We start from the raw sequence: 25,983 nt of genomic DNA, 5'->3' as shown, positions 1-25,983 counted from the left end.
GCTCCTATGCAGCCCGCGTCTTGCCCGTGGTCACGTCGATCTGACCCGTCACCGCGGCCGTGATCAGCGCCGCCCGCCGCTCCTTCGCGAGCGCGATGAACTGCTGCGCCTTAGCGATGAGGGCATCGATCTTCGCGGACTGCTCGTCGAGGTACGCGGCGATAGCGCGCTGTTCCTCGAGGGGCGGGTACGGGACTTCTAGCGGTGCAATCTGACTGACTCCGATGCCCGGCTGCGCAGATGTCATCGAGTACTGACCCAGGTTCATCACGCGAAGGACGTGGGCGAGCCACAGAGCGTCGATGTCGTCTCTCGGGGTGCAGACGATGGCATGCTCAGATGCCCAGAACCGCCCTCGAACGAGATGCACATTGCCGCAGAGCGCACCTTGCCGGCCGATCAGGACATGGGTTCCGGCATGTGTGTAAGTGGTCGTGTAGCCACGAAGGCCATTGCCGCCGTACACGCTAAACTCGCCCGTCGGCTCGATGACGTCGCTGGTGATCGTCTCGCCGGCGCGCATCGAGGTGACGAGATACTTCACACGACTCGTCCCCCAATGGCGCGGGACGTGTGCTCCCTGGAGCCAACTGATAGAGGTCTCGCGCGTGGCGACGGCCGGCTGGATCCCTCGAGTCACCGCCCGTTCGGTCAACACCGAAGCCCTCAACCGCAGTGCTCCAACAAGGGACTCCTGCTTCGCGATGAGCGTGTCGATCTGCGCGGTCTCGCGGTCGAGGTAGTCGGCGATCGCCCGCTGCCGCGCGATGCTCGGTAGGACGATCTCCACATTGCGGACGAATTCCCACGAGGCGCGAGGCATCTTCGCGCCCTGTACGGATGACACGACCGGATCCAGGAAGGCACTCGACAGCGTGACGTAGAGCAGGTACCTGGGGTCGACTCGGTCTCTCCGAGGTCGGTACACGTGGAAGTCGCCGACCGCGACACCTGGTTGATCCGCCAACCATGATTTCGCGAGATATGGACGAAGCTTCCCGAAGAGGATGTCGCCCTCGGTGAAGGAGACGCCCTCGCCTGCGTACTCAGTGGTGGTCACGAGTCGCCTGCCGGTGCCGCCTTCGATTGCTTCGAGTCCGAGCCGTAGATCCGCGTCGTCACCCTTCTCGGTGATGAGATCCACGACCCGACCGAGGCGTGTCATCACTGCTCCACCTCGCGGAGCAGGTCCATGATCTCGCCCACGAGCTGCTCGAGGTCGCGGTCGATCTCCTCGAGCGGGCGGGGTGGCTCGTAGACGTAGAAGTGGCGCGTGAAGGGGATCTCGTAGCCGACCTTGGTCTTGGCCTTGTCGACCCAGGCATCCGGGACGTGCGGCTTGACCTCGGCCTCGAAGTAGGCCTCGATCACCGCGTCGCGGGCCTCGGCGCCGCGGTCGTTGCCGCCGTACGTGAAGGGTACGTTCTCGGTGTCGCGCAGCTTGCTGTCGGGCTTCGGGTGGCCCTTGCGGTCGGTGACGATCTCGCCGTTCTCATCGCGCAGCGAGCGCTCGACCGTGATGGTCCAGTAGCCGAACTCGGCCGTCGGGAGCACCTTCGAGTGCGCATTGGTCTCATGCGCGCCGTAGAGCTCGAGGATCCGGTCGCGATCGGCGGCCGAGAGCTCCCGGCTCTTCTGCCCGAGGTTCTTGCGCATCTTCGTGAAGAAGCCCGACCCGTCGATCAGCTGCACGGTGCCGATCCGGTCGGCAGGCTTGGCGTTGTCGAGCAGCCACACGTAGGTTGCGATGCTCGTGTTGTAGAACATGCTCGTCGGCAGTGCGACGATCGCATCGACGTAGTCGTTCTCGAGCAGCCAGCGGCGGATATTCGACGGCCCTGACTCGGCGGCGCCTGTGAAGAGGGGAGAGCCGTTGAGGACGATCGCGGCGCGGCCGCCCGTCGCATCCTTGCCGACGGGGCGCATCTTCGTCGCCACGTGCTGCAGGAACAGCATCTGCCCGTCGCTGATCGGCGGCAGGCCGCCGGGGAACCGGCTGCGCTCGCCGGCGTCCTGGACGTGGCGCTTGATCGCCTCCTGCGACGCCTTCCAGTCGACGCCGTACGGCGGGTTCGACAAGACGTAGTCGAACGTGCGGCCCGCGAAGCGATCGTCGGCGAGGGTGTCTCCGAGCTGGATGTTGGTGGCGTCCTGCGCCTTGGCGATCATGTCGGACTTGCAGATCGCGTAGGACTGATCGTTGATCTCCTGACCGAACAGCACCAGGCGGGCGTCGGGGTTGCGGGTCTTCAGATGCTCCTCGGCGACCGAGAGCATGCCGCCGGTGCCCGCCGTGGGGTCGTAGACCGTGCGCACGACGCCGGGCTCGCTGAGCGCCTCGCCGTCGGTCGCGAACAGCAGATCGACCATGAGGCGGATGGCATCGCGCGGCGTGAAGTGCTCACCGGCGGTCTCGTTGGAGGCCTCCGCGAACTTGCGGATGAGTTCCTCGAACAGGTCGCCCATCGCCGCGTTGTCGAGCGTGTCGGGGTGCAGGTCGATCGCCGCGAACTGCTGCACGACGAGCAGCAGTCTGTTCTTCTCGGCCATCGCGTGGATCTCGTTCTCGAACCGGAACCGGTCGAACACGTCGATGTTCTTGGAGAAGCCCGCGATGAAGTCGATCAGGTTGGACTCGAGCCCTTCGGGGTCTCCGAGCAGGCGCGCGAAGGTCCAGGGGCTGGCATTGTAGAAGCTCAGCCCCGCGCGCTTGCGGATCAGCGCCTCGCGCAGCTCGTCGCTGTCGGTGCTCTCGACGATCTCGCGCACGACGTCGCGGGTCTCGTCGAGCAGGCAGTCGAGCCGCCGCAGGATCGTCATCGGCAGGATGACGTCGCCGTACTGATGCGGCTTGTAGACGCCGCGGAGCTGATCCGCGATGCCCCAGACGAATGTTCCGAGGCTGCTCATGCGCGCGACGAAGTGGAGGCGCAATTGAGCATGGCATGAATGCTAATGCACGAATGCATACCTCACGAACGCGTCGGCATTGAAGCCTTGGGGAATGACTTCGAACCCGGCCGCCGAGGAGATCGGGCGCCGGATCTCGGCGCTGCGGCACAAGACCGGGCAGTCCAAGAAGGCGATGGCCGAAGCCGCCGACATGGACATCTCGCACTACTCGCGCATCGAGAACGGCACGGGCAATCCCACGGCCCAGATGCTGATCCAGCTCGCGATCGCGTTCGAGGTCGACCCGGGCGAGCTCATCAAGGGACTCGGGCCTGAGAGCCTGCCGGACACGCGCCGGCCGTACCCGTATTCGCAGCACCATCTCTATCGCCGACGCCAGTCGCGGCGCGGCACCGGCGACGCCGACTAGAACGGCGCCGGGTCGTCCGGATCGGACGGTGGGGGATCGAGGTCGGCGGCCTCGAGCGCCGCGACGAACCGGACCGTCGGGGCGGGAGTGTCGGTGATGCGGTGGCCGGTGGGGCTGATCCAGGTCATCGTGCCGTCCGGCCCGTGCTCCACGCCCCAGGGGGAGTTGTGCTTGAGGACGTGGTGGGTCCGACAGAGCGCCGCGAGGTTGCAGACCCCGGTCTGGCCGCCCTCGCTGTGCGCGATCGTGTGGTCGAGGTCGCAGCGGTGGACGGGCTGGCGGCAGCCGGGGAACCGGCAGTGCTCGTCGCGCGCGGCGAGGAACCGCTTCTGATCCGCCGTGGGCGTGTACGCGTCGACCGTGCGCAGGCATCCGGTTCCCGGGTCGACGAACAGCCGCGTCCAGGTGTGCACCCCGCCCGCGAGGCGGCGTGCGGTGTCCGGGTCGACCGGGCCGTGCCCGGCGAGGAACGCCGGCTCATCGCCCAGGCCCGCCAGGGTCTCGGCGGGGATCGTGATCTGCACGCGCGCCCGGATCGCCGCTGCGGTGTCGCCGTCGGCGTTCGCCGACAGCACTGTGGGGTGGCCGGTGAGGACCAGGTCGGCGAATACGTCCGCCCGGACCTGCGCCATCGTGCGCTCGTCGGTGGGCAGTGGATCGGTCGGGTCGAGCTCGTCGATCATCGCGCCGAACACGGCGCGACCCTCCCGGCGGGCCGAATCCCGCACCGACATCGCCATCTGCGTGAGCCGATCCTGCGCCGCGTGCGCCACCACGGTCTCGACCACGGCGTGGAACGCGCTCATCCCGTCGCCCAGGTCATCCACCCAGGTGCGCCGCGCCTCGCGCGCCGTCGCATGCCGCTCCGCGAACGTCGTCGGCTCGAGCCGCTCCGCGACCGCCTGCGCGATCGGCCGCAGCCGGCCCGCGGTCGTCTCCATCGCCCGCTTCAGCACCACCCGCTCGTACCGGGACCGGGTCTCCTCGTCCTCCAGGCGCGCGCCCTCCGCCGCGATCACCGACGCGTGTGCGCGTGACAGCCGCCCCTCGCACAGCGCCGCGTACGTCGCGGGGAACTTCTCGATCAGCCGGACCGCGTCATCCATCCGCGCCCGGATCGTGCCGTCCGCGACGTTCGTCGCCGCGGCGATGTCGGCCGCGATCGCCCGCACCGGCAGCTGGTAGGTCGACGGCGCGTCGAGCTCCGCCATCACCTCCACCGCGATGCCCTGCGCCGCCGCCAGCAGCCCCGCCTTCACCGCCTCGATCTCCGCGATCATCCGGTCCGCGGTCGCGACCGCCTCGATGAGGGTCGCCACCGCGTCACGGCGTGCGGGATCCAGATCCCACCGGGTGCCGAACGACTGCCTGACCATGCCCCCATTCTACTGCGACCTTCGGACATTCGTTCGAATCAGGTCGCGATGTGGAGAGGTCGTCAGCCGGCCGCCGGCACCCGGTGCGGCGTGGCGCGCGCGGCCATGACGGCCACCGCGGCGCACGCTCCGAGCGTCGCGCCGACGCCGTTGAGGATCACGTCGTCGATGTCGACGACGCGGCCGATGAAGTACTGCGCCACCTCGATCGCGATCGACAGCCCGACGCCCGCGAGGGTCGCGGTCGCCACCGGATGGCGGTCGGCGAGCAGCGCCACGAGCCACCCGATCGGCAGGAAGACCGCGATGTTGCCCACGACGTTCACGAGGCCGAGGGGCTCGTAGGGATCCGTGAGCTGATCCAGGATCGTGAATCCCGGAATCAGCTGCGGCACGCCCGATCCCGGGGAGCCGCTCATCAGCGTCAGGAGCAGCACGACGCCGATGGTCGCCGCGAGGGTCACGCGCGTCGCGCGCCTCGCCGCGGCCGAGTCGGCGAGGGCGAGGACGATGAGCACGACGAGCAGCGCTCCGGCGATCATGGCGAGAAGGAGCAGGGCGGGGGTGCGCATGGGCACATCCTGCAGACCCGAGCCGCGCTCCGGCTGACGGCGCGCTATGGCTGGGCCGAGGCGTCTCCCAGAGTCGGCTGAGCCCATCGCACCGGGGCGTCACAGCACGAACGCCCACGCCCACTCCAGCTCGTCGTCCGCGCGGAACCAGGTGATCGTGACCGTGGTGTCGTCGAGGTCGCATCCGCACAGGCACAGCTCGCGGGACTCGCCGGGCCCCATCCGCCGCCAGCTCTCGCGATCCGGGGCGTGGTCGCCGTCGGCGACGTGGATGCGCACGTACGTGAGGGCATCCGGGCTCTCGTTGACGATCAGCGGGTGCGCGGGATCGTCGCGGTCGACGTGCCAGGGCACGCGATGGGCATCGGGGGCGGGGGACTCGGCGGGATCGAGGGCTCGCAGCATGCCCGTGACGCTACGAGCGGGCGGCGACCCGCGAGGGTCTCAGGAGGCCCCGTGATCCGTCTCTGTGGACGGCTCGATCGATCCGGTCTCTGTGGACGACCGCCGCGGCACCGCACGCCCCGCGATCTCGCCGGCCCTGCGTCCCACGGCGCCGGCGCCCGACGCCACGGCCGAGCCGAGGCGCTTGACGCCGCGCAGCGCGCTGCGCTCGAGGCGCTCGGCGCCCGGCTGGGGCTCGAGCTCCGCCGGAAGCACCGCGGGCGCGATGCCGAACGCCTTGCGGGACGCCTTGACGACCTTGCGCCCGAGGATGTGGTTGCCCGCGCCGCCGATGGCCGCCCCCACGCCGAACGGCAGGGCCTTGCCGAGCAGCGATGCGCCGCCGCGCGTGGCGAAGTGGTGGATGAACGACGTCTTGAGCCGGTCGAGCAGCGGCCCCACGGCGGCGCGGGGGAGCGTCTTGGTGACGACCTCGCCCCAGTACCCCGAACGGGTGCTCTTGCCCGCGGCCTGGGCGGCGAGCTGGCGCACGAGGTTGATGCCCTCGTCGCCGAGCATGAGCGTCAGGACGAGCGCGCGGGCCCGATCCGGCGACTCGATCGCGATGCCGTGCACCTCGGCGAGCGACTGCGCGAACAGCGCGGTCGCCTCCAGGAAGCCGACCGTCTCGGCGCCCGAGAGGCCGAGCGTGACCGCGGTGCCGAACCCGGGCACCACGGCGGTGGCGCCGACGGCCGCGCCGCCGGTCGTGACGGCCGCGAGGTAGCGGTTCTCGAGGATCCGCACGAGCTCCTCGGGAGTCGCGTCGGGATGGCGCAGCCGGATCGAACGGAGGTGCGCGACCACGACGGGGCGCTGCACGCGGATGACCCGGTCGAGCACGCGCACGAGGAACGGATGCTCCTCGTGGCCGGCGGGCGGGAGGCCGCCCTGCCACGGCGCGTCGGGCGGCAGCGAGTGGATGCGGTGGACCTTGGCGGACACGCGCGTGATCCTAGGTCGTCAGCGCGACGAGAGCCTGAGGGCTCCCGGTCAGACGTACTCGTTCGCGTGCTCGAGGTCCGACGCCGTGTCGATCTCGACCGCGTACAGGTCGGAGATGTCCATCGGCACGAGCTTCACCCCGTCGTGCTGGATGGCCAGCTCGAGACCGCGCTCGAAGTAGTCCTGGTCGTCCACGCGCGCGAGGTGGCGCATGAACGCGGGCTTGTCGGCGCGCGAGATGTAGTTGATGCCCACGGCCTCGCCGATGCCGCCCACGACGGTCTTCGACAGCTCGGCGATGTGGCCGTTCGCGTCGAGGGTGTACTTGACCTCCTCGTCGCTGACCTTGGCGGTGTTGACCGTGACGAACGACTGATCGGCCTCGATCAGCGAGATGGCGCGGCCGAGCACGCGCGGGTCGAACACGACGTCGCCGTTCATCCAGAGCACGCCCTTCTTGCCGGTCGCCTGGAGGGCGCGCAGCAGGCTCTTGGACGTGTTGGTCTGGTCGTAGCGCTCGTTGTAGACGTACTTCGAGTCGGGGAACGCGTCGACGATGGTCTCGGCGCGGTAGCCGACCACCGTCGTGATGCGTGCGTCGGGGCCGAACGCGGCGTGGATGTTGTCACGCTGCTGCTGCATGATCGAGCGGCCGTCGTTGAGCTCGGTGAGCGGCTTGGGCAGCGCGCGGCCGAGACGCGAGCCCATGCCCGCGGCGAGGATGACGATCCGGAAAGACATGTTGCCCCCTTGAGCCTTGTTCCCGCGCCGTTCACGGAACGGACACAGGATGTGCACCCCCATGTTACCGGGGCGCCCCTGGAAACCGGCAGAGATGCCACCTGACCGGCATTTCTGTGCGCGAGAGTCACGGATCCGGAACAAGGCGCGACGGACCCAGGCCGACGTCGGAAGCGGTTGCTACGGTGAAGCGGTGACCTCCTCGCCTCTGGAAGAAGACCCCGGGACCCCCGCCTCGCAGGGGAGCCCCGCGGCCCAGGGGGCCGAGAGCGCGAAGCGTCCCGCCGCCAAGCGTCCGGCGGCCAAGCGGCCCGCCGCGAAGCGCCCGGCGCCCCGTGCGACGAGCTCCGCCGACGCGATCGACGCCGGCGCGTCGCAGGATGACGCGGGCCCCGCGCGCCCGGCGCCGCGGAAGCCCGCGGCCCCGCGCAAGCCCGCCGCTCCGCGCAAGCCCGCGGCGAAGCGACCCGCGCAGGGGGCGCCGCGCGCGGGCACCAAGACCTCCGCCGCGCGGAACGCGGCCGGGCGCACGGCGGTTCCCGAGCCGGTGACAGCCGAGTCGGCGCCGGTCGACGTCGTGGAGCCGGTACCGACCGCCGAGCCCGAGGCGGCCCTCGAGCCGGCGCCCGTCGATCCTGTGTCGGTTGAGTCTGAGGCCGCGGAGCCCGAGGTGGCAGTCGAGGGCGAGCCCGCGCCCGCCGAGCCCGCGCCCGCCGAGCCCGAGGCCGCGGTAGAGTCCCAGGTCGCGGAGCCTGCGGAGCCCGACACCGAGCCCGCCGCGGACGAGGCGACCGAGGTCCTGGCCGCCGCGGAGCCCCGAGACGGCAGGCCGCCGCTGCCCGAGCCGGTCATGCCTCCGAACCTCGTGATCCCGCCGCGCCCCGCCCCGCCGGCGGCCCTGAAGCTGCGTGGGGTATCGCGCTCGTACGGCGGCACGACCGCCGTCGCGGGCATCGACCTGACGGTCCCCGCAGGCTCGTTCTACGGGCTCGTCGGCCCGAACGGCGCCGGCAAGACCACGACCCTGTCGATGATCGCGGGCCTGCTGCGCCCGGACCGGGGCCAGATCGAGGTCGCGGGCATCGACCTGGCGAAGAATCCCCGCGCCGCCAAGGCGCTCATGGGCGTGCTGCCGGACCGCCTGCGCACCTTCGATCGGCTCACGGGGCGCCAGCTGCTCTACTACTTCGGCGTGCTGCGGGGCCTCAAGCCCGACGTGGTCGCCAAGCGCACGGCCGACCTGGCACGCGCGTTCGACCTCACCGACGCGCTCGGACGCGTCGTGTCGGACTACTCGGCGGGCATGACCAAGAAGGTGATGCTCGCGGGCGCGATGATCCACTCGCCGCGCCTGCTCGTCCTCGACGAGCCGTTCGAGGCGGTCGACCCGGTGTCGTCGGCGAGCATCCTCGACATCCTCACGACCTACGTGTCGCACGGCGGCACCGTCCTGCTGTCGAGCCACGGCATGGACCTCATCGAGCGCGTGTGCACGCGGGTCGCGGTGATCGTCGCCGGGCAGCTGCTCGCCGAGGGCACGGTCGACGACGTCAAGGGCGAGCTCACGCTCGAGCAGCGCTTCGTCGAGCTCTCCGGCGAGGTCAGCAGCATGGAGGGCCTGGAGTGGCTGCACACGTTCTCCGACTGAGGCTCGCCCTGATGGCCGGCGCGCTGCGCGGGCCCGCGCCGCGCACGGTGTGGCGCCTGATCGGACTCGCGATCCTCGCGGTGGTCGTGGTCCTCGTCTGCCAGGGCACGCTGACGCTCGTCGACGCGCCGGCGCCGGTCGCGTTCGCGCTGCTCGTGCTGGCCGGATCCGCCATCGCTCTGTCGTTCGCCGTCGGGCCGATCGTGGCCGGCGCGGTCGACCCGCTCGACCCCCGCCGGTTCGCGGTGCTCGGCCTCGCGCCGCGTCCGCTCGCCGGCGTGCTCGCCGCCGTCGGGTTCGTGAGCGTGCCGATCCTCGCTGTGCTCGCGTTCGACGTCTGCGCCGCGATCGTCTGGACCGCGCAGGGCGTGCCCGGTCTCGTCAGCGCGCTCACCGCGATCCTGCACGTCGCGACCTGCGTCCTCCTGGCGCGGCTGAGCATGGCCTTCGGATCGGCCGTGCTGCGTCCGCGGCGCACGCGCGAGCTCTCGGGCCTGTTCGTGCTCGGGATCGTCGTGGTGCTGGTGCCTGTGATCGTGTTCCTCTCGTCGCTGGAATGGCGCGGCAGGGTGCCCAGCGCCCTCGCGACCGCGGCCGAGATCCTCGGCGCCACCCCGATCGGCGCGGCCTCCGCGCTGCCGGGAGCCCTCGCGCTCGACGACGGCCGCGGCGCGTGGCTCGCGGCCGCCGTCGCCGTGGCGACGCTCGCGCTCGCGGCGGCGGCCTGGCTGTTCGCGGTCGAGCGCATCCTGACCACGATCGACAACCCGGTCGAGGCGCGCGGCCGCGGGGGACTGGGCTGGTTCGCGGTGGTGCCCGGCACCCCGGCCGGAGTCATCGCCGCGCGCGGGCTCGTGTACTGGCTGCGCGACAGCCGCTACCTGGTGAACGTCGTGATCATCCCGGTCGCCGGCCTGCTGCCGTGCGTGCCGCTTCTGATCGCCGGCGTGCCCCCCGAGATCGTCGCCCTCGTGCCCGTCCCGATCATGGCGCTCTTCTTCGGCTGGCTTCCGCACAACGACGTCGCGTACGACTCCAGCGCGGTCTGGATGCACATCGCGAGCGCGGTGCGCGGCATCTCGGACCGGGTCGGCCGGCTCGTCCCGGTGCTGCTCATCGCCGTGCCGGTGCTCGCGATCGCCATCCCGATCGCGACGGCGACCTACGGGCGGTGGGCCGTCCTGCCCGCGATCACCGGCGTCGCCGCGAGCCTGTTCCTGACCGGGCTCGGCCTGTCGAGCATCTCGTCGGTGGTCGGCCCGTATGCGGTGTCCCGGCCCGGCGACAGCCCGTTCCAGCAGCCGCAGCGCTCCGACTCGAGCGGCGTCACGGCGCAGGCCGTCGTGATGATGGGGGCGATCGTCCTCAGCGCTCCCACCCTCTGGCTCGGCTGGCTCACGATCACCCAGGACGTCGAGAACGCCGTGCCCGCCATGTGGACCGGGCTGGGCATCGGATTCGCGGTGCTGGCGCTCGGGCTGGGCTTCGGCTCGTGGCTCTTCGAGCGCCGCGGGGCGCGGATCATGGAGTTCGCGGGCACGACCTGAGGCGCCCCTCGGACGGCCCGTCGGGGCGCCCGGACCGGAGCGCTCCGGCACGCCCGCGACTACACTGGGCCGCTATGAGCACCCCCCTCGATACGCCGGGCGACGGCGGCACGGCCCTCCTCGATCGTGAGCTCGAGAAGCTCCTCGAAGAGGAGAAAATCGAGCCGGGCGACCACGAGCGCTTCTCGCACTACGTCAAGAAGGAGAAGATCCTCGAGTCGGCGCTCACGGGCAAGCCCGTGCGCGCGCTGTGCGGCAAGAAGTGGACCCCGGGCCGCGACCCCGAGAAGTTCCCGGTGTGCCCCACCTGCAAGGAGATCTACGAGTCGCTGAACTCGTGACCGCTCAGGCGTCGCCCGCGTCGAGGTAGACGGTCGGGATCGCCGGATCCGAGCGGCTGAGCGCGAGCGCGCGGATCGGCAGCTCCTCGCGCACCCGGAGGTGGTGCTCGCGCGCGGCCTCCACGCCGGCGGGACCCTCGAACTCCGCGACGGGCTCGCCGTCGATCACGAGGTCGACCTGCAGCGGACGCGCATCCGGGTGCTCCGACGCCTCGGCCAGGCGCTCGAATCCGTCGGCGACCTCGACCAGCTCCTGCGTCGCCACGCCGTTCTCCAGCACCCGGAACGCGGTCTTGCGGCCGCCCTGCGAGCCCTTGCCCTCGGCGGTCTTGGCCACCGACACCCAGCTGCCGTCCGTCGCCTGTCGCGCGACCAGCTTGTAGACCATGCCCGCGGTCGGGTGGCCGGAACCCGTCACGACCGACGTGCCCACGCCGTACGCGTCGACGGGCGAGGCGGCCAGCGCGGCGATCGCGTACTCGTCGAGGTCGCTCGTGACGGTGATCCGCGTGCCGGTCGCGCCGAGCGCGTCGAGCTGCGCGCGCACCGTGGCCGCGACGGTGGGCAGGTCGCCCGAGTCGAGGCGCACGCCGCCCAGCCCGGTGCCCGCGACGCGGATGGCGGTCTCGACGCCCTTCTCGATGTCGTACGTGTCGACGAGCAGCGTCGTCCCGGTGCCGAGCGCCTCGACCTGGGCGCGGAAGGCGTCCTCCTCGCTGTCGTGCAGCAGCGTCCAGGAGTGCGCGGCCGTGCCCATGGTGGGGATGCCCCAGCGCCGCCCGGCCTCCAGATTGCTCGTCGAGCCGAAGCCGGCGATGTACGCGGCGCGCGCGGCGGCGATCGCGGACGCCTCGCCGGCGCGACGGGATCCCATCTCGGCGAGGGGACGGTCGCCCGCGGCGACGCTCATGCGGGAGGCGGCGGTCGCGACGGCCGAGTCGTGGTTCAGCACGCTGAGGGCGATCGTCTCGAGGATCACGGCGTCGGCGAAGCTGCCCTCGACCGTGAGGATGGGGGAGCCGGGGAAGTACAGCTCGCCCTCGCGGTAGCCCGTGATGGATCCCGAGAACCGGTAGCCCTCGAGGTAGGCGACCGCCTCCGGGCTGACCACGTGCTCGTCGCGCAGGAAGCGCAGCTCGTCGTCGCCGAAGCGGAAGTCGCGCAGCAGCGCGAGCAGGCGCCCGGTGCCGCCCACGACGCCGAAGCGGCGGCCGCCCGAGAGGCGGCGGGCGAACAGCTCGAAGACGCAGCGTCGCTGTGCCGTGCCGTCGCGCAGGGCGGCGTCGAGCATCGTGAGCTCGTAGCGGTCGGTCATCAGGGCCGTGGAGGCGCTCATGTCAGCAACCTTAGTGGTGCCGATCCGGCCGTCCGGATGCCCCGGGTACGCTGGGACATCATGAACGACGCGCCCATCGGCATCTTCGACTCCGGCGTCGGCGGGCTCACGGTGGCGCGGGCGATCGGCGACCAGCTGCCGCGCGAGTCCATGCTCTACATCGGCGACACGGCGCACTCGCCGTACGGTCCGAAGCCCATCGCGGACGTGCGACGGTACGCGCTCGAGGTGCTGGACACGCTGGTCGATCAGGGCGTGAAGATGCTCGTGATCGCGTGCAACACCGCGTCGGCCGCCATGCTGCGCGATGCGCGCGAGCGCTACTCGGTGCCGGTCGTGGAGGTGATCGGGCCCGCCGTGCGGACCGCGCTGTCCACCACGCGCAACGGCCGGATCGGCGTGATCGGCACCGTGGGCACGATCGGGTCGGGCGCGTACCAGGACATGCTCGAGGTCAATCCCGGCGTCCAGGTGTCGACCGCCGCGTGCCCCCGGTTCGTGGAGTTCGTGGAGGCGGGCGACACCGACTCGCCCGAGGTACTCGCGGCCGCCGAGGAGTACCTGGCGCCGCTGCGCGAGGCCGGGGTCGACACGGTCGTGCTCGGCTGCACGCACTACCCCTTCCTGAAGGGCGCGATCAGCTACGTCATGGGCGCGGACGTCTCGCTCGTCTCGAGCGACACCGAGACCGCGAAGGACGTGTACCGGCAGCTCGTCAGCCGCGACCTGCTCGCCGGCCCCGACGCGACGCCCCGCCACGAGTACGAGGCGACGGGAGCCGCGACCCAGGACTTCATCGCGCTCGCCAACCGCCTGCTCGGGCGCGAGGTGCGCGATGTGCGCCTCGTCCGCACGGGCGCGATCGATCTCTCCGCGCTCTGATCCGCGCGACATCCGACACCGAACGAGGAGCCCCATGACCACGCGTGCCGACGGTCGCACCCCCGACCAGCTGCGACCCATCACGATCGAGCGCGGCTGGAGCGGCCACGCCGAGGGCTCGGCCCTCATCAGCTTCGGCGGCACGAAGGTGCTGTGCACGGCGTCCTTCACCAACGGCGTGCCGCGCTGGCTGACCGGCAAGGGCAAGGGCTGGGTCACGGCGGAGTACGCCATGCTGCCCCGCGCCACGCACGACCGCAGCGACCGCGAGAGCGTCAAGGGCCGCATCGGCGGGCGCACGCACGAGATCTCGCGCCTGATCGGCCGCGCGCTGCGCGCCGTCGTCGACACCAAGGCGCTCGGCGAGAACACGATCGTGATCGACTGCGACGTGCTGCAGGCCGACGGCGGCACGCGCACGGCCGCGATCACGGGCGCGTACGTCGCCCTCGCCGACGCGATCGAGTGGGGCCGCGAGCGCAAGTTCATCGCGCAGAAGGCGCAGGTGCTGAGCGACTCGGTCGCGGCGGTCTCGGTCGGGATCATCGACGGCGAGCTCATGCTGGACCTCGCCTACGTCGAGGACGTGCGCGCCGAGACCGACATGAACGTGGTGGTGACGGGCAGGGGCCTGTTCGTCGAGGTGCAGGGCACGGCCGAGGGCGCGCCGTTCGACAAGGCCGAGCTCGACCTCCTGCTCGAGCTGGGCGTGAACGGCTGCGCCGAGCTGCGCACCCACCAGCTCGCCGCGCTGGGCCGGGAGTCCTGAACGTGCCGCAGATCGTCCTGGCCACCCACAACGCGCACAAGGTCGCGGAATTCCAGTCGATCGTGGCGCGCGTGCGACCCGATCTCGAGGTCATCGCGTACGACGGTCCCGAGCCCGTCGAGGACGGCACGACGTTCGCCGAGAACGCGCTGATCAAGGCCCGCACCGCGGCCGCGCACACGGGGCTGCCCGCGCTCGCCGACGACTCCGGCATCTGCGTCGACGTGCTGGGGGGATCGCCGGGCGTGTTCTCCGCCTACTGGGCCGGGCACGCCAAGGACGACGGCGCGAACCTGCGCCTGCTGCTCGACCAGCTCTCGGACATCCGGGATCCGCACCGCGGCGCGCACTACAACTCCACGATCGCGCTGGTGACGCCGGCGGGCGAGGAGCACACGGTCGAGGGGATCTGGCCCGGCCGCCTCGCGGACGTCCCGCGCGGACAGGGCGGCTTCGGCTACGACCCCGTGTTCCTCCCGGACGACCAGGACGGGCGCACCGCCGCCGAGCTCACGGCCGAGGAGAAGAACGCAGCCTCCCACCGCGCGCGCGCCTTCGTTGCGCTGCAGCCGCTGCTGAGTTCTCTCTAGAAGCGTCTCGCACGCTCTCGGGCGCCCCTGCGGGCGATCCGGCGTCGGCCTCGAGCTGGGCGAGGATCGCCGGGACGAGCGCCGCGGCCGTGCGACGGTAGCCCAGCGCGCTCGGGTGGAACCGGTCGAGGCTGAACATGCCGTGCGGGTCCGCGAGGAACTCGGCGCCGACCGCCCGCCGCAGCGACACCGGGCGCGCGCCCGCCGCCGCGGCGGCCGCGGCCTGTGCGCGCGCGAGCCGGCGCGAGATCCGCGAGCTCAGGCTCCGCAGCGGCTGCGGGACGGGGCGCAGCGCGCCGAGGTCGGGGCACGTCCCCACGACGACCGCCGTCCCGCGGGCCCGCAGGCGGCGAATCGCGTCGGTGAGGTGCGCGACCGCGACCTGATGCGGCACGCGGTGCGTCACGTCGTTGCCGCCGACGACGATCACGGCGACGTCGGCGCGGTAGTCCGGATCCAGCCCGTCGAGCTGCCGCGAGAGCGCCGACGACTCCGATCCGACGACCGCCGCCGTGCGCAGCCGCACGGGGCGCTCCAGGCGGGACGCGAGCCCCTTCGCGACGCGCGCGCCGAGCGTGTCCTTGCGCCGGTGGGCGCCGAGCCCCGCGGCGATCGAGTCGCCGAGCATCAGCAGGTCCAGCGGCGGCGCGTCGAATCGCCGGCGCCAGACCCGGTCGGCGTCGGGCGCGATCTCGCCGAGCGGCTTGCCGATCCGCCGGCGCGCGATCGCCGCCTGGCGGCGCAGCAGCGCCCCGGTGCCGAACACGGCGCCGGCGCCGACGGCCGTCGCGCCGATGATCGCCGCCCTCACACGTGTCACAGGACCGCATCCGACCGCATGCGGGTGAACATCCGCTGTCGCGCGCGTGAAGGGAGCCGGAGTCGCCCGTGCCCGGTCAGTGCACGACGGCGAGCAGCACCCCCACGCCGATGAACAGCACGCCGAAGATGCGGTTCAGCAGGCGCTGCCCCGAGGGGCGCGCCGTGAGACGGGCGAGACCGCGCGCCGCGGTGGCGAAGAAGCCCCACATCACGACGATGTCGATAGCCACGACCGTGGCGGTGAGCACCGCGTACTGCGGCAGCAGCGGCTGCTCGGGACGGATGAACGAGGGCACGAACGCCACGAAGAACACGATCGCCTTCGGGTTCGTGAGGTTCACCAGCAGCCCGCGGCGGAACATGGACCACGCGCCCTCGCGCATCGGCACCGCGACCACGCCGTCCTCCTCGACCACCGTGGGCCGCGCGAGGATCTGCCGCACGCCGAGGTAGATGAGATAGGCCGCTCCCGTGTAGCGGATCACCTCGAACACGACCGGGGACGCGGCGACGATCGCCCCCAGGCCCGCGGCGACGATCGCGACGTGGACGACCAGCGCCGCCTGCTGGCCGAGGATGCCCCAGATGGCCCGGCGCCATCCCGACGCGATCGCGTTGGCCATGGTGTTCACCGCGCCCGCGCCGGGGGTGAGCGAGATGATCACGCCCGCGCCGAGCAGCGTGAACCAGAGCGAGAGCGACACGACTCCCGATCCTAGGACGCCACAGGCCCGCCGTGCGAAGGCCGTCGAGCATGAGAATCGGCATCATTCCCGAGTAGGGCCCGCGCCGCCGTGACGCGGACCCGTCGCCGTAGCCTGGGATCGTGCACGACCGCGACCACGGCATCCGCGGCGGCGACAACCGGCGGCTGCTCGCCGTGTCGCTGGGGATCACCGCGAGCGTCTTCGTGGTGCAGGTGGCCGGCGCGTGGATCAGCGGGTCGCTCGCGCTGTTCGCGGACGCCGCGCACATGCTCGCCGACGCGGGGGCGCTGCTGATCGCGCTGCTCGCGAGCGTCGTCGCCGCGCGCCCCGCGGACGATCGGCGCACCTACGGCTACCAGCGCGCCGAGGTGCTCGGCGCGCTGCTCAACGGCGTCGTGCTGATCGCCCTGTGCGTGTGGATCGCCATCGAGGCGGTGCAGCGGCTGCTCGCGCCCGAGGAGCCCGGCGTGGCCGGCGGATGGATGCTCGCGGTCGCCCTCGTGGGCCTCGCGGCCAACGCGGCGGCCGCGTGGCTGCTGCACCGCGCGCAGCGGCGCAGCATCAACGTGCGCGGCGCGTACCTCGAGGTGCTGGGGGACATGGCGGGCTCGGTCGCGGTGATCGCGGCGGCCCTGGTCATCCTCCTCACCGGATGGACGCGAGCCGACGCGATCGCGTCCCTGCTGATCGCGGCGTTCATCGTGCCGCGCGCGATCGGTCTGCTGCGCGAGGTGTTCTCGGTGCTGGCGGAGTCGGCGCCCCAGGGGACGAAGGTGGCCGAGATCCGTGCGCACCTGCTGCGCGCGCCGGGCGTCCGCGACGTGCACGACGTCCACGTGTGGCAGCTCACGCGCGGCGCTCCCGTGTTCACGGCCCACGTCGTCGTCGAGCAGGAGGTGCTCGAGCGCGGCGGATCCGCGGCGCTGCTGACCTCGCTGCAGGGGTGCCTCGCCGACCACTTCGACGTCGCGCACTCGACCTTCCAGCTCGAGGCCGTCGGGCACGAGGACCGTGACGGCGCCCACCACTGAGCCCGTCGGGCCGCCGCGGGGACGCGGTCTCAGGACTCGAGGACCACGTCCGACGGGGCCTTGTCGGCGCGCAGGCCGCGCCAGCGCGGGTGGCGCATGCTGCCGCCGGGGGTCCACTCGCCGAACTCGACCTCGCCGACCAGCTCCGGCCGCACCCACAGCGCGTCCCGGGCGTCCGGGGCCGGGACGCCGTGCAGCGGGTTCTCGTCGGTGCGCAGCGGCTCGAGCGCGGCGCCGAGCTGGCGGAGGGCGCGCTCGCTGAAGCCCGTGCCGACCTTGCCGACATAGCGCAGGCCGGCGCCATCCGGCACGCCCAGCAGCAGCGAGCCGATCCCGCCCGCGCGGCCGCCCTTCCCTGGGCGGATGCCGGCGATCACGACCTCCTGCGTGCGCGTCAGCTTCAGCTTGACCCAGCGCTCGGACCGGCCGGGCCGGTACGGCGAGCGCGGGTCCTTCGCGACGACGCCCTCGAGGTCGTGCTCGCGCGCGATGGCCAGGGCGTCGTCGAGGTCGTCGAAGACCGGAGGCACGTCCACGGACGCCCCGGCGCCGGCCGCGATGCGCTCGAGCACCTCGCGGCGCTCGCGCAGCGGGCGCGGCGTGAGGTCCTCGCCGTCGGCGGCGAGGACGTCGAACAGGTAGAGGCGCGCGGGCGTCCGCCGCATCTCGGCCTGGATGTCGGCCGCCTTCGTGAGGTGCATCCGGTTCTGCAGCAGCGAGAAGCTCGGGCGGCCACCCGGGTCCAGGGCCACGATCTCGCCGTCGACCACGGCGCTCGCCGCGTGGAGGGATGCGGCGCCCGGTGCGGTCAGCTCGGGGTAGCGGTCGGTGATGTCGGCGCCGCTGCGCGCGAACAGGCGCAGACGGCCGCCGTCCCACACGCCCAGCGCGCGGACGCCGTCCCACTTCATCTCGGCCCACTCGCCCGCGCCCATGTCGTGGGCGAGCGCCGCCGTGCCGTTGACGGCGAGCATCGGCTTCGGGGGCGAGGTCGTGGGGGGTGGCGCCACGGGAGGCTTGGAGGGTTTCGACTCGCCTTCGGCTCGCTCAACCAGCACGGGGTGATGCTCGTCCTTCATCCGGTGCAGCAGCCACTGGGACTTCTCGCCCTGGCCGCTCGTGCGGATCAGCGCCAGGCGCACGGACTCGCGGCGGCCGTGGAGCGTGAAGATCACCTCGTCGTCGCGCCACTTCTCGAGCTCGTACGTCCCGGTGTCCCAGATGTCCATGTGCCCGGCGCCGTACTCGCCCTTCGGGATGTCGCCCTCGAAGGTCGCGTACGCGAGCGGGTGGTCCTCGGTCTGCACCGCGAGGTGGTTGCCCTGGGTGCTCTCGGGGACGCCCTTCGGCACGGCCCAGCTCGCCAGCACGCCGTCGCGCTCGAGCCGCAGGTCGAAGTGGAGGCGGCGCGCCTCGTGCCGCTGGATCACGAACCGCGGCAGGCCCGCCGTCGTCGGCGCGACGTCACCCGGCATGGGCTCGGGAGTGCGCGACGCGTTTCGCTTGGCGACGTAGCGCGCGAGCGCACCCTGCGGATCCGGCGCGTCCAGCGGCGCGAGCGGATCGCCCATCCGCTCGACGCGCTCGAGCACCTCGTCGAAGAGCAGGTGCCGCAGGCCGGGGTCGTCGAGCTCCTCCCAGGTGCGGGGAGCCGCGACCCACGGCTGGGCGCGGCCGCGCAGCGAGTACGGGGCGATCGTGGTCTTCTTGCCGTTGTTCTGGCTCCAGTCGACCAGCACGCGTCCGGGGCGCACCGCCTTGCTCATCGAGCTGACGACGAGATCCGGATGATCCGCCTCCAGCGCCTGCGCGAGCGCCTTGGCGACCGCCGACACCTGGGCGCTGGTCTGCGTGCCGGGCAGTCGCGCATACAGGTGGATGCCCTTGCTGCCGCTCGTGACGGGGAGCGGATCCAGGCCCATGCCGGTCAGGATGGCCCGCGCGAGCCGCGCGACCTCGGCGCACTCGGGCAGTCCGACGCCGGGCCCGGGGTCGAGATCGAGGACGAGCCGGTCGGGCAGGCCGGGCGAGCCGTCGGCCGCGAAGCGCCACTGCGGCACGTGCAGCTCCAGGCTCGCGACCTGCGCGAGGTACACGAGCGTGGCGACCTCGTCGATCAGCGGGTAGTGCTTCGCGCCCGTGGAGTGCTCGATCGCCTGACGCGGGACCCAATCCGGCGCGCCGCGCTCGAGGTCCTTCGCGAAGAACGACGGCAGCGGATCCTCTGCCGTGCCGACGCCCTCGACCCAGCGCTTGCGCGTGACGGGACGCCCCGCGACGTGGGGGAGGAGCACGGGCGCGATGCGCGTGACGTACTCGATCACCTCGCCCTTCGTGGTGCCGGTCTCGGGGTACAGCACCTTGTCCAGGTTGGTGACGCGCAGGCGGCGGCCGCCGATCCGGACCGTCTGCTCGCCTGCCATGGACTCAGCGTAGGTGCGCGATCCGGGCGGATATCAAGCCCCTGGCCGTGACGCGTGTGACGGGTGTTCACTGGTGTCATGCGATCCATCTGGAAGGGCGCGCTCACGTTCGGGCTCGTCAACGTGCCGGTCAAGGTGTACGCCGCGACCGAGGACCACGACGTGAGCCTGCACCAGGTGCACAACGCCGACGGCGGGCGCATCCGGTATCAGCGCAAGTGCGAGGTGTGCGGGCAGGTGGTGGCGTACGCCGACATCGACCGGGCGTACGACGACGGCGACCGCACCGTGGTGCTGACCGAGGAGGACCTCAAGTCGCTGCCGGCCGAGCGGAGCCGCGAGATCGACGTGGTGGAGTTCGTGCCGAGCGAGCAGGTCGACCCCATCACGTACGACAAGTCGTACTACCTCGAGCCCGACTCCGCGTCGCCCAAGGCGTACGTGCTGCTGCGGCGCACGCTCGAGCAGACCGACCGCACGGCGATCGTGCGGTTCTCGCTGCGCCAGAAGACGCGCCTCGCCGCGCTGCGGGTGCGCGGCGACGTGCTCATGCTGCAGACGCTGCTGTGGTCCGACGAGGTGCGCGAGGTGTCGTTCCCGTCGCTCGAGGAGTCGGTGCGGATCTCCGACAAGGAGCTCGAGCTGTCGTCCAGCCTCGTCGAGAGCTTCTCGAGCGACTTCGATCCGGACGAGTACGTCGACGAGTACCAGAAGGAGCTGCGCACCCTCATCCAGGCCAAGCTCGAGAAGGGCGACGCGATGGACACCGACGCGACCTTCGGCGAGGCCGAGGAGGAGGGCGGCGAGGTCATCGACCTGATGGAGGCTCTGCGCGCGAGCGTCGAGCGCTCCCGGGCGTCGCGCGGAGGAAAGGGCGACGAGAAGAAGCCCGCGGCGAAGGACGAGGCCGACGAGCCCGCCGAGGAGAAGCCCAAGCGCAAGCGCGCGAAGAAGGCGTCGTAGCGGGCGGGCCGCCTACAGCTTGATGTCCGGCGTGCCGTCGCCGTCGATGTCGGCGCCGCGCTGGAACACCTCGGGCTCGAGCACGAGCTCCTCGACCGGCGGCGCCGACTCGACCAGACGGGCCTTGCGGCGCTCGGCGAAGTAGTGCCAGGCCGTGACGATCACGGTGCCGAGCACGGCGACGATCAGGATCAGGTCGATGTACTCGGTCACGAACTCGCCCACGAACGGGATGAACGCGATCAGGTAGCCGAGCATCGTGAGGCCGAAGCCCCACAGCACCGCGCCGATCAGGTTGTAGAGCGAGTACCGCTTCCACGGCATGTGCCCGACGCCGGCGGCCACCGGCGCGAACGTGCGCACGATGGGGACGAAGCGGGCGAGGATGATCGTGATGCCGCCGAACCGCTCGAAGAACGCGTTCGTGCGCTCGACGTTCTTGACGCTGAACAGGCCCGACTGCTTGCGCTCGAACACCGCCGGGCCGCCCTTGTGGCCGATGAGGTAGCCGACCTCTCCGCCCGCGAAGGCGGCGAGAGCGATCAGGCCGCTCGTGATCCAGATGTTCACGCCGAACACGTCGACCGTGTGCGTGAGCAGGCCCGAGATGATCAGGAGCGTGTCTCCGGGCAGCAGGAAGCCCACGAGCAGGCCCGTCTCGGAGAACACGATGAGGCACACGACCAGCAGGGCCCAGGGGCCGGCCGCGTCGATGATCGTCTGCGGATCCAGCCAGGGGATGAGAGCGAGAGGAAGCACCGTTGTCCTGTCTCAAAGAGCGTGCTGTGAACGACGTTCGTGCGGAAGGTGGGACTTGAACCCACACGCCCGGAGGCACAGGAACCTAAATCCTGCGTGTCTGCCAGTTTCACCACTCCCGCGAGCCCGTCCAGTCTACTGACGGCCCCGTCCGGTCCGGTGGGGGACAGCCCTCGGGTTCGCTGTGGATAACTTCCCGGCCGATCCGCGTCACGCGGCCATCATGGCCGTGTGACCCCCAGCACGTCAGCCCTCGTGGAGAGGGTGCGCGACCGGCTCCGGGCCGAGCAGGCCGATCCGGCGCGCTCCCCTGAGCTGGTGGCCCGGATCGCGCAGGCGGAGGTGCGGCGGCACAACGACGTCGCGCTCGCGCGCGGCACCGCGCCGATCGACGACGAGGCCGCGCGGGTGCGAGAGGTGCTGGCCGCCGTCACCGGCTACGGGCCGCTGCAGCCGTACCTCGACGACCCGGGCGTGGAGGAGCTCTGGATCAACGCGCCCGACAAGGTCTTCGTGGCGCGAGGCGGGGTGTCGGAGCGCGTCCCGGTGCAGCTGACGGACGCGTCGGTGCGCGACCTGGTGGAGCGGATGCTGCACGCGACCGGGCGGCGAGTCGACCTGAGCCAGCCGTTCGTCGACGCGTCGCTGCCGGACGGATCCCGCCTGCACGTCGTGATCGGCGGGATCGCCCGGAAGCACTGGGCCGTCAACATCCGGAAGTTCCTCGCGGGGCACCGATCGCTCGACCGCCTCGTCGCGCTCGGATCGCTCACACCGGATGCGGCGCAGCTGCTCCGCGAGGCGATGCGCGACGGCCGCAGCGTGCTGGTCTCGGGCGCGACGCACGCGGGCAAGACGACGCTGCTGGGTGCCCTCGTCGGCGCGAGCCCGGAGGGGCACCGCATCATCACGGTGGAGGAGACGTTCGAGCTTGGCGTCGACGCCCCCGACCTCGTGGCCCTGCAGGGACGGCAGCCGAGCCTCGAGGGCACGGGCGAGATCACGCTGCGGCGGCTCGTGAAGGAGGCGCTGCGCATGCGGCCCGACCGGCTGGTGGTCGGCGAGGTGCGCGACGCCGAGGCGCTCGATCTGCTGCTCGCGCTCAACACCGGCGTGCCCGGCGCGGCGACCATCCACGCGAACTCGGCGGTGGACGCTCTGGGGCGGCTCGCCGCGCTGCCGCTCCTCGCCGGCCGCAACATCGACCGCGGGTTCGTGCTCCACGCCGTGGCGACGAGCGTCGACCTGGTCGTGCACTGCGAGCGGCTCGCCGACGGCTCGCGCAGGGTGGCGGAGATCGTCGAGCCGACCGGCCGCATCCTGGGCGAGGTCCCGGAGGTGCGGGCGGTGCGGGCTCCGGCGGAGGTGCGGGGATGACCGTGCTGTGGGGCGTCCTGCTGGGAGGCGGGCTGCTGCTGACGGTCTCGCCGTGGCTCTGGCCCGTCCGGGAGCGTGCGGAGGGGCGAACGCCGAGGACCGGTGCGATCGGGCGGCTGCTCGCCGGCGCAGGCCTCTCGCATGTGCCCGAGAAGGTCGTGGTGCTGGCGTGCGCCGGATGCGCCCTGCTGTCCGCGGCGGTGGCCTGGCTGGCCACGGCCGTCCCCGCGCTCGCCCTGCTCGCGCTCGCCGCGGGCGCCGCCGCGCCGATCGCGTGGCTGCGGGCCCGGCGCTCGCGGCTCATCCGGGCCCGGCGGGCGCTGTGGCCGGACGTGTGCGATCTCCTCATCGCGTCGGTGCGGGCGGGGATGTCGCTGCCCGATGCGATCTCGAGCCTGGCGGTCTCCGCGCCGCCGACGCTGCGGGCGGCGTTCGGGCGCTTCGAGCGCGACATGACCGCCTCCGGGCACTTCGACTCCAGCGCGGACCGCCTGAAGGCTGCGCTCGCCGACCCGATGGCCGACCGGATCGTGGAGACGGTCCGGATGGCGCGGCAGGTGGGAGGAACCGAGCTGGTGCCGGTGCTCCGGGCGCTGTCGGCCTCCGTCCGGGCCGATGCCGCGCTGCGGGCCGAGGTGGAGTCCCGTCAGTCGTGGACCAAGGGCGCCGCCGTGCTCGGCGTCGTCGCGCCGTGGGTGATCCTGGCGCTGCTCGCGCTGCGTCCCGAGGGCGCCGAGGCGTACTCGAGCCCGGCCGGCGTCGTGCTGATCGTCGGCGGGGCCGTGGTGTCCTTCGTCGCGTACCGCGTGATGATCCGCATCGGCCGCCTCCCCGAGCCGAGGCGGTGGTTCGCGTGACGTGGGCGACGGATGCCGCGCTCGCGGTGCTCCTCGGCGGCGCTCTGGGAGCGGGCATCTGCCTGCTGCTCGTGCTGATCCCGCGCATCGGCGCGCCCTCGCTCTCTCGCCGGATCGCGCCGTACATCCGCGACGTGACGGATCCGGCGGGAACCACGGCGTGGAACCTGCTCGCGCCCGGCACGGCGGCCTTCGACTGGCGGGCGGTGGCGGATCGCGTCGCACGGTGGGCCGTGCGGCTCCTGGGCACATCGGACACGCTCATGATCCGGCTGGCGCAGGCGGGGCGTCCCGTCGATCCGGCCGCGTTCCGCGCCCGCCAGCTCGCCTGGGGAGTCGCTGGGCTCGCCGTCGGCGCCATGGCCGTCGTCGGGCTCGCGCTCGCCGGGTCGTTCAGCGGTCCGAGCCTCCTGCTGCCGCTCGTGGGCGGCGCGGCGGGCGTGCTGCTGTGCGACCTGCTGCTCACGAGCCAGGCGAGGGCGCGCACCGCCCGCATCGCCGACGAGCTTCCGACCGTGCTCGAGTTCCTGGCGCTGTGCCTCGCCGCGGGCGAGGGCATCCTCGACAGCCTGCGCCGCGTCGGAGCCGTCGGCTCCGGGGAGCTCACCGCCGAGCTGCGCGCCGTCGTGCTCGACGTCGGAACGGGATCGAGCCTTCCCGACGCGCTCGCCGCGATGTCGCGCCGCCTCCAGGTGCCGGCGCTCTCTCGCGCGGTGGAGCACATCGTGGCCGCGCTCGACCGCGGCGCGCCGCTCGCGCAGGCGCTGCAGGCGCAGGCGTCGGACGCCCGCGAGGACGCCAAGCGCTCGCTGATCGAGACCGCGGGGCGCAAGGAGATCCTCATGCTCCTGCCTCTGGTGTTCGGCCTGCTGCCGCTGAGCGTCGTGTTCGCGGTGTTCCCCGGCGTGTTCATGCTGCGGCTCGGGATCGGATGACCCGGGCCGCCGTTCGAGATGAAGGAGACGGACATGGAGAGACTGATGGAGCGGGCGCTCGTGCGGGCCCGGACGGCGTGGGGAGACCTCTGCGACGACGAGCGCGGCGACGTCCCCGGCTGGGTTCTCATCACCCTCATGACGGCCGGCTTGGTCGTGGTGATCTGGGCGCTCGCGGGGCCCGCGCTGTCGGGGCTGTTCGAGCAGGCGATCTCGCGCGTGTCCGGACTGTGATCGCGCGGCCCGCCACCCGGCACGCGCGGGGCCTCGGCTCCGCGGTGGCGGGGGAGGCCGAGCGCGGCTCGGGCCCCGCCGAGTTCGTGCTGGTCGGCGGGCTGCTGACGCTGCTCACGCTCGGGGTGATGCAGCTGGGGCTGGCGATCTACGTGCGCAACGTCGTCCACGATGCCGCGGTGGAGGGCGCCCACCACGCGGCGCTCGCGGACGCGATGCCGGGCGACGGCGTCGAGCGGGCGAGGCTCGTGATCGAGCGGGCGGTCGGCGCGCAGTATGCGGAGGACATCGCGGCCTCGCGCACCACGACCGGGGGTGTGCCGTCGCTCGCGATCACGGTGCGCACGACGCTGCCGCTGATCGGACTCCTCGGAGTCCCCGCCGGGATGGAGGTGACGGCCAGTGCGCCGCTCGAATCGCTGCCGTGACGCCGCACGGCGGCTGCGCAGGCTGATCGCGGACGATGCGGGCTCGGCGGCGCTGGAGTTCCTGACGGTCGGCGTGCTGATGCTCGTGCCGCTGACCTACCTCGTGCTCGCGCTGGGGCAGATCCAGTCCCAGACGCTGGGAGTGGAGTCGGCCGCGCGATTCACCGCCCGCGTGATCGCGTCCGGTCCCGCGGCGGGCGACCCGGATGCCGTGCTCGCATCCGTCACGCGCGAGTACGGCATCCAGAGCTTCGACGCCGACGTGAGCTGCCGCCCTGCCGGGCCGTGTCCGGCCCAGGGCGGCACCGTGCTCGTCACGGTGACCGCGTCCGTCAAGCTGCCGCTGGTTCCGCCGCTGCTGGGCCTGGACCGCCTGGCCGTCGTCCCGGTCGAAGCCACCGCGGTGCAGAAGGTGTCGCGCTTCTGGGAGGCCGGATGACGGCGGCGCGCTTCGACGTCCGCGGCGACGAGAGCGGCAGCATCCTGCCCCTCACGCTCGGGTACGCCGTGCTCGCGATCGCGCTGATCCTGGTGTGCGTGAACGCCACGTCCCTGTATCTCGCGCAGAAGCGGCTCGACGCGCTCGCCGATGCGGCCGCGCTCGCCGCGGCGGACGGGTTCTCGCTCACGCTCGAAGGCGGCGTGCCGCGCGCCGAGCTGGACGCCGACCGGATGCGCACCCAGGCGCAGTCCGTGATCGACGTCGCGCCGGGCGACGCGGTGCTGGTCGGCGCGTGGACCGCGGACGGCGCCTCGGCACGCGTCACGGTCGCCGGCGCGTGGCATCCGCCGGTGTTCTCGCCGTTCGTTCCGGGCGGCGTGCCGCTGGAGGCGACCGCGACCAGCCGCAACGCGCTCGACTGAGGCGGGTCAGCGGCGCCGTCGCGGGTGATCGTGGCCCGGAGGAAGCCCCGCGTTCCCCGCCCGTTCAGCG

The 25,983-nt window shown here is 72.2% G+C and carries 28 protein-coding genes and 1 tRNA gene; 16 read left to right on the top strand and 13 right to left on the bottom strand.

The window, feature by feature from the left end:
- Positions 1 to 4: 4 nt before the first annotated feature.
- A complete protein-coding gene (locus tag ACYVGN_RS04555) occupies positions 5 to 1,144 on the bottom strand; it encodes a restriction endonuclease subunit S (RefSeq protein WP_460789050.1) in 1,140 nt (379 codons plus the stop codon).
- Between the two features lie 20 nt (positions 1,145 to 1,164).
- The gene (locus ACYVGN_RS04550; RefSeq protein ID WP_460789048.1) at positions 1,165 to 2,910 is read right to left on the bottom strand and encodes a type I restriction-modification system subunit M; all 1,746 of its coding nucleotides are present in this window, start codon (positions 2,908 to 2,910) and stop codon (positions 1,165 to 1,167) included.
- 94 nt (positions 2,911 to 3,004) lie between these two features.
- Between ACYVGN_RS04550 and ACYVGN_RS04545 the strand changes: the two genes are divergently transcribed.
- Positions 3,005 to 3,322: a helix-turn-helix domain-containing protein gene (locus tag ACYVGN_RS04545; protein ID WP_460789046.1), complete on the top strand. Its 318-nt coding sequence runs from the start codon at positions 3,005 to 3,007 to the stop codon at positions 3,320 to 3,322.
- Here the strand turns inward: ACYVGN_RS04545 and ACYVGN_RS04540 are convergent.
- From ACYVGN_RS04540 to ACYVGN_RS04520, 5 genes are all read right to left on the bottom strand, one after another.
- Positions 3,319 to 4,698: an HNH endonuclease signature motif containing protein gene (locus ACYVGN_RS04540; RefSeq protein ID WP_460789044.1), complete on the bottom strand. Its 1,380-nt coding sequence runs from the start codon at positions 4,696 to 4,698 to the stop codon at positions 3,319 to 3,321. The two genes, ACYVGN_RS04545 and ACYVGN_RS04540, sit on opposite strands and share 4 nt — an antisense overlap.
- Before the next feature lie 62 nt (positions 4,699 to 4,760).
- Entirely contained in the window at positions 4,761 to 5,270 is a 510-nt protein-coding gene (locus ACYVGN_RS04535) for a VanZ family protein (protein ID WP_460789043.1), read from the bottom strand.
- A gap of 99 nt (positions 5,271 to 5,369) precedes the next feature.
- The gene (locus ACYVGN_RS04530; RefSeq protein ID WP_460789041.1) at positions 5,370 to 5,675 is read right to left on the bottom strand and encodes a hypothetical protein; all 306 of its coding nucleotides are present in this window, start codon (positions 5,673 to 5,675) and stop codon (positions 5,370 to 5,372) included.
- A gap of 39 nt (positions 5,676 to 5,714) precedes the next feature.
- Positions 5,715 to 6,659, bottom strand: coding sequence for a hypothetical protein (locus ACYVGN_RS04525; RefSeq protein ID WP_460789039.1), 945 nt, complete (start codon positions 6,657 to 6,659; stop codon positions 5,715 to 5,717).
- 48 nt (positions 6,660 to 6,707) lie between these two features.
- Positions 6,708 to 7,400 (bottom strand): phosphocholine cytidylyltransferase family protein, encoded by a 693-nt coding sequence (locus tag ACYVGN_RS04520; protein ID WP_055991848.1) that lies wholly within the window; start codon positions 7,398 to 7,400, stop codon positions 6,708 to 6,710.
- Positions 7,401 to 7,593: 193 nt separating this feature from the next.
- Here ACYVGN_RS04520 and ACYVGN_RS04515 point away from each other — a divergent pair, with 193 nt between their 5' ends.
- From ACYVGN_RS04515 to ACYVGN_RS04505, 3 genes are all read left to right on the top strand, one after another.
- Positions 7,594 to 9,048 carry an ABC transporter ATP-binding protein gene (locus ACYVGN_RS04515; RefSeq protein ID WP_460789037.1) on the top strand — a complete coding sequence of 485 codons (1,455 nt, stop codon included), beginning with the start codon at positions 7,594 to 7,596 and terminating at the stop codon, positions 9,046 to 9,048.
- Positions 9,049 to 9,059: 11 nt separating this feature from the next.
- The gene (locus ACYVGN_RS04510) at positions 9,060 to 10,595 is read left to right on the top strand and encodes a hypothetical protein (protein WP_460789035.1); all 1,536 of its coding nucleotides are present in this window, start codon (positions 9,060 to 9,062) and stop codon (positions 10,593 to 10,595) included.
- Positions 10,596 to 10,669: 74 nt separating this feature from the next.
- On the top strand, positions 10,670 to 10,936 hold the full coding sequence (locus ACYVGN_RS04505; RefSeq protein ID WP_460789033.1) for a DUF3039 domain-containing protein: 267 nt from the start codon (positions 10,670 to 10,672) through the stop codon (positions 10,934 to 10,936).
- A gap of 4 nt (positions 10,937 to 10,940) precedes the next feature.
- Here the strand turns inward: ACYVGN_RS04505 and ACYVGN_RS04500 are convergent, their stop codons facing one another.
- A complete protein-coding gene (locus ACYVGN_RS04500) occupies positions 10,941 to 12,272 on the bottom strand; it encodes a nicotinate phosphoribosyltransferase (RefSeq protein ID WP_460789031.1) in 1,332 nt (443 codons plus the stop codon).
- Positions 12,273 to 12,332: 60 nt separating this feature from the next.
- On the opposite strand from ACYVGN_RS04500, the gene murI reads away from it, so the two are divergent.
- From murI to rdgB, 3 genes are read left to right on the top strand one after another with little or no spacing between them, the layout of a single operon-like run.
- The gene (gene murI, locus ACYVGN_RS04495; protein WP_134745895.1) at positions 12,333 to 13,154 is read left to right on the top strand and encodes a glutamate racemase; all 822 of its coding nucleotides are present in this window, start codon (positions 12,333 to 12,335) and stop codon (positions 13,152 to 13,154) included.
- A gap of 34 nt (positions 13,155 to 13,188) precedes the next feature.
- The gene (gene rph / locus ACYVGN_RS04490; RefSeq protein WP_460789030.1) at positions 13,189 to 13,923 is read left to right on the top strand and encodes a ribonuclease PH; all 735 of its coding nucleotides are present in this window, start codon (positions 13,189 to 13,191) and stop codon (positions 13,921 to 13,923) included.
- Between the two features lie 2 nt (positions 13,924 to 13,925).
- A complete protein-coding gene (rdgB, locus tag ACYVGN_RS04485) occupies positions 13,926 to 14,513 on the top strand; it encodes an RdgB/HAM1 family non-canonical purine NTP pyrophosphatase (protein ID WP_055991866.1) in 588 nt (195 codons plus the stop codon).
- Here rdgB and ACYVGN_RS04480 read toward each other — a convergent pair.
- A complete protein-coding gene (locus ACYVGN_RS04480) occupies positions 14,434 to 15,333 on the bottom strand; it encodes an SGNH/GDSL hydrolase family protein (protein WP_460789027.1) in 900 nt (299 codons plus the stop codon). The genes rdgB and ACYVGN_RS04480 overlap by 80 nt on opposite strands.
- Before the next feature lie 76 nt (positions 15,334 to 15,409).
- Positions 15,410 to 16,039, bottom strand: coding sequence for a LysE family transporter (locus ACYVGN_RS04475; protein WP_460789025.1), 630 nt, complete (start codon positions 16,037 to 16,039; stop codon positions 15,410 to 15,412).
- Positions 16,040 to 16,161: 122 nt separating this feature from the next.
- Here ACYVGN_RS04475 and ACYVGN_RS04470 point away from each other — a divergent pair, with 122 nt between their 5' ends.
- Positions 16,162 to 17,073, top strand: coding sequence for a cation diffusion facilitator family transporter (locus ACYVGN_RS04470; protein WP_460789023.1), 912 nt, complete (start codon positions 16,162 to 16,164; stop codon positions 17,071 to 17,073).
- A 29-nt stretch (positions 17,074 to 17,102) separates the two neighbouring features.
- On the opposite strand, the gene ACYVGN_RS04465 is transcribed toward ACYVGN_RS04470, so the two are convergent.
- Complete coding sequence (locus ACYVGN_RS04465) at positions 17,103 to 19,496, bottom strand: ATP-dependent DNA ligase (protein WP_460789022.1); 2,394 nt, start codon at positions 19,494 to 19,496, stop codon at positions 17,103 to 17,105.
- Between the two features lie 78 nt (positions 19,497 to 19,574).
- Here ACYVGN_RS04465 and ku point away from each other — a divergent pair, with 78 nt between their 5' ends.
- The gene (ku, locus tag ACYVGN_RS04460) at positions 19,575 to 20,459 is read left to right on the top strand and encodes a non-homologous end joining protein Ku (protein ID WP_460789020.1); all 885 of its coding nucleotides are present in this window, start codon (positions 19,575 to 19,577) and stop codon (positions 20,457 to 20,459) included.
- A gap of 12 nt (positions 20,460 to 20,471) precedes the next feature.
- On the opposite strand, the gene ACYVGN_RS04455 is transcribed toward ku, so the two are convergent.
- Complete coding sequence (locus ACYVGN_RS04455; RefSeq protein ID WP_460789018.1) at positions 20,472 to 21,218, bottom strand: DedA family protein; 747 nt, start codon at positions 21,216 to 21,218, stop codon at positions 20,472 to 20,474.
- Between the two features lie 40 nt (positions 21,219 to 21,258).
- Positions 21,259 to 21,340 (bottom strand) — tRNA-Leu (locus ACYVGN_RS04450).
- Positions 21,341 to 21,449: 109 nt separating this feature from the next.
- Between ACYVGN_RS04450 and ACYVGN_RS04445 the strand changes: the two genes are divergently transcribed.
- The 7 genes from ACYVGN_RS04445 to ACYVGN_RS04415 are packed head-to-tail and all read left to right on the top strand — an operon-like array spanning position 21,450 to position 25,913.
- Positions 21,450 to 22,595: a CpaF family protein gene (locus tag ACYVGN_RS04445; RefSeq protein WP_230667749.1), complete on the top strand. Its 1,146-nt coding sequence runs from the start codon at positions 21,450 to 21,452 to the stop codon at positions 22,593 to 22,595.
- Positions 22,592 to 23,452, top strand: a complete 861-nt coding sequence (locus ACYVGN_RS04440; protein WP_134745888.1) for a type II secretion system F family protein — start codon at positions 22,592 to 22,594, stop codon at positions 23,450 to 23,452. The genes ACYVGN_RS04445 and ACYVGN_RS04440 overlap by 4 nt, the downstream gene beginning before the upstream one ends.
- Positions 23,449 to 24,387: a type II secretion system F family protein gene (locus ACYVGN_RS04435; RefSeq protein WP_460789016.1), complete on the top strand. Its 939-nt coding sequence runs from the start codon at positions 23,449 to 23,451 to the stop codon at positions 24,385 to 24,387. Before ACYVGN_RS04440 ends, ACYVGN_RS04435 begins: the two co-directional genes overlap by 4 nt.
- A 45-nt stretch (positions 24,388 to 24,432) precedes the next feature.
- Positions 24,433 to 24,621, top strand: coding sequence for a hypothetical protein (locus ACYVGN_RS04430; RefSeq protein ID WP_055992022.1), 189 nt, complete (start codon positions 24,433 to 24,435; stop codon positions 24,619 to 24,621).
- On the top strand, positions 24,621 to 25,049 hold the full coding sequence (locus tag ACYVGN_RS04425; protein ID WP_460789226.1) for a TadE/TadG family type IV pilus assembly protein: 429 nt from the start codon (positions 24,621 to 24,623) through the stop codon (positions 25,047 to 25,049). The genes ACYVGN_RS04430 and ACYVGN_RS04425 overlap by 1 nt, the downstream gene beginning before the upstream one ends.
- Positions 25,024 to 25,488 (top strand): TadE family protein, encoded by a 465-nt coding sequence (locus tag ACYVGN_RS04420; RefSeq protein WP_460789014.1) that lies wholly within the window; start codon positions 25,024 to 25,026, stop codon positions 25,486 to 25,488. Before ACYVGN_RS04425 ends, ACYVGN_RS04420 begins: the two co-directional genes overlap by 26 nt.
- The gene (locus ACYVGN_RS04415; RefSeq protein WP_134745885.1) at positions 25,485 to 25,913 is read left to right on the top strand and encodes a pilus assembly protein TadG-related protein; all 429 of its coding nucleotides are present in this window, start codon (positions 25,485 to 25,487) and stop codon (positions 25,911 to 25,913) included. The genes ACYVGN_RS04420 and ACYVGN_RS04415 overlap by 4 nt, the downstream gene beginning before the upstream one ends.
- Positions 25,914 to 25,983: the final 70 nt, after the last annotated feature.

It is taken from the genome of Microbacterium lacusdiani (genome assembly GCF_054779895.1).
This window is presented reverse-complemented; position numbering and strand designations above follow the sequence as displayed.

Bases quoted from the DNA above. Each gene is read 5' to 3' on its own strand.
- ACYVGN_RS04550 (WP_460789048.1), bottom strand. From the start codon at position 2,910: ATGAGCAGCCTCGGAACATTCGTCTGGGGCATCGCGGATCAGCTCCGC.
- ACYVGN_RS04545 (WP_460789046.1), top strand. From the start codon at position 3,005: ATGACTTCGAACCCGGCCGCCGAGGAGATCGGGCGCCGGATCTCGGCG.
- ACYVGN_RS04540 (WP_460789044.1), bottom strand. From the start codon at position 4,698: ATGGTCAGGCAGTCGTTCGGCACCCGGTGGGATCTGGATCCCGCACGC.
- ACYVGN_RS04535 (WP_460789043.1), bottom strand. From the start codon at position 5,270: ATGCGCACCCCCGCCCTGCTCCTTCTCGCCATGATCGCCGGAGCGCTG.
- ACYVGN_RS04530 (WP_460789041.1), bottom strand. From the start codon at position 5,675: ATGCTGCGAGCCCTCGATCCCGCCGAGTCCCCCGCCCCCGATGCCCAT.
- ACYVGN_RS04520 (WP_055991848.1), bottom strand. From the start codon at position 7,400: ATGTCTTTCCGGATCGTCATCCTCGCCGCGGGCATGGGCTCGCGTCTC.
- ACYVGN_RS04510 (WP_460789035.1), top strand. From the start codon at position 9,060: ATGGCCGGCGCGCTGCGCGGGCCCGCGCCGCGCACGGTGTGGCGCCTG.
- ACYVGN_RS04505 (WP_460789033.1), top strand. From the start codon at position 10,670: ATGAGCACCCCCCTCGATACGCCGGGCGACGGCGGCACGGCCCTCCTC.
- ACYVGN_RS04500 (WP_460789031.1), bottom strand. From the start codon at position 12,272: ATGAGCGCCTCCACGGCCCTGATGACCGACCGCTACGAGCTCACGATG.
- murI (WP_134745895.1), top strand. From the start codon at position 12,333: ATGAACGACGCGCCCATCGGCATCTTCGACTCCGGCGTCGGCGGGCTC.
- rph (WP_460789030.1), top strand. From the start codon at position 13,189: ATGACCACGCGTGCCGACGGTCGCACCCCCGACCAGCTGCGACCCATC.
- ACYVGN_RS04465 (WP_460789022.1), bottom strand. From the start codon at position 19,496: ATGGCAGGCGAGCAGACGGTCCGGATCGGCGGCCGCCGCCTGCGCGTC.
- ku (WP_460789020.1), top strand. From the start codon at position 19,575: ATGCGATCCATCTGGAAGGGCGCGCTCACGTTCGGGCTCGTCAACGTG.
- ACYVGN_RS04440 (WP_134745888.1), top strand. From the start codon at position 22,592: ATGACCGTGCTGTGGGGCGTCCTGCTGGGAGGCGGGCTGCTGCTGACG.
- ACYVGN_RS04430 (WP_055992022.1), top strand. From the start codon at position 24,433: ATGGAGCGGGCGCTCGTGCGGGCCCGGACGGCGTGGGGAGACCTCTGC.
- ACYVGN_RS04415 (WP_134745885.1), top strand. From the start codon at position 25,485: ATGACGGCGGCGCGCTTCGACGTCCGCGGCGACGAGAGCGGCAGCATC.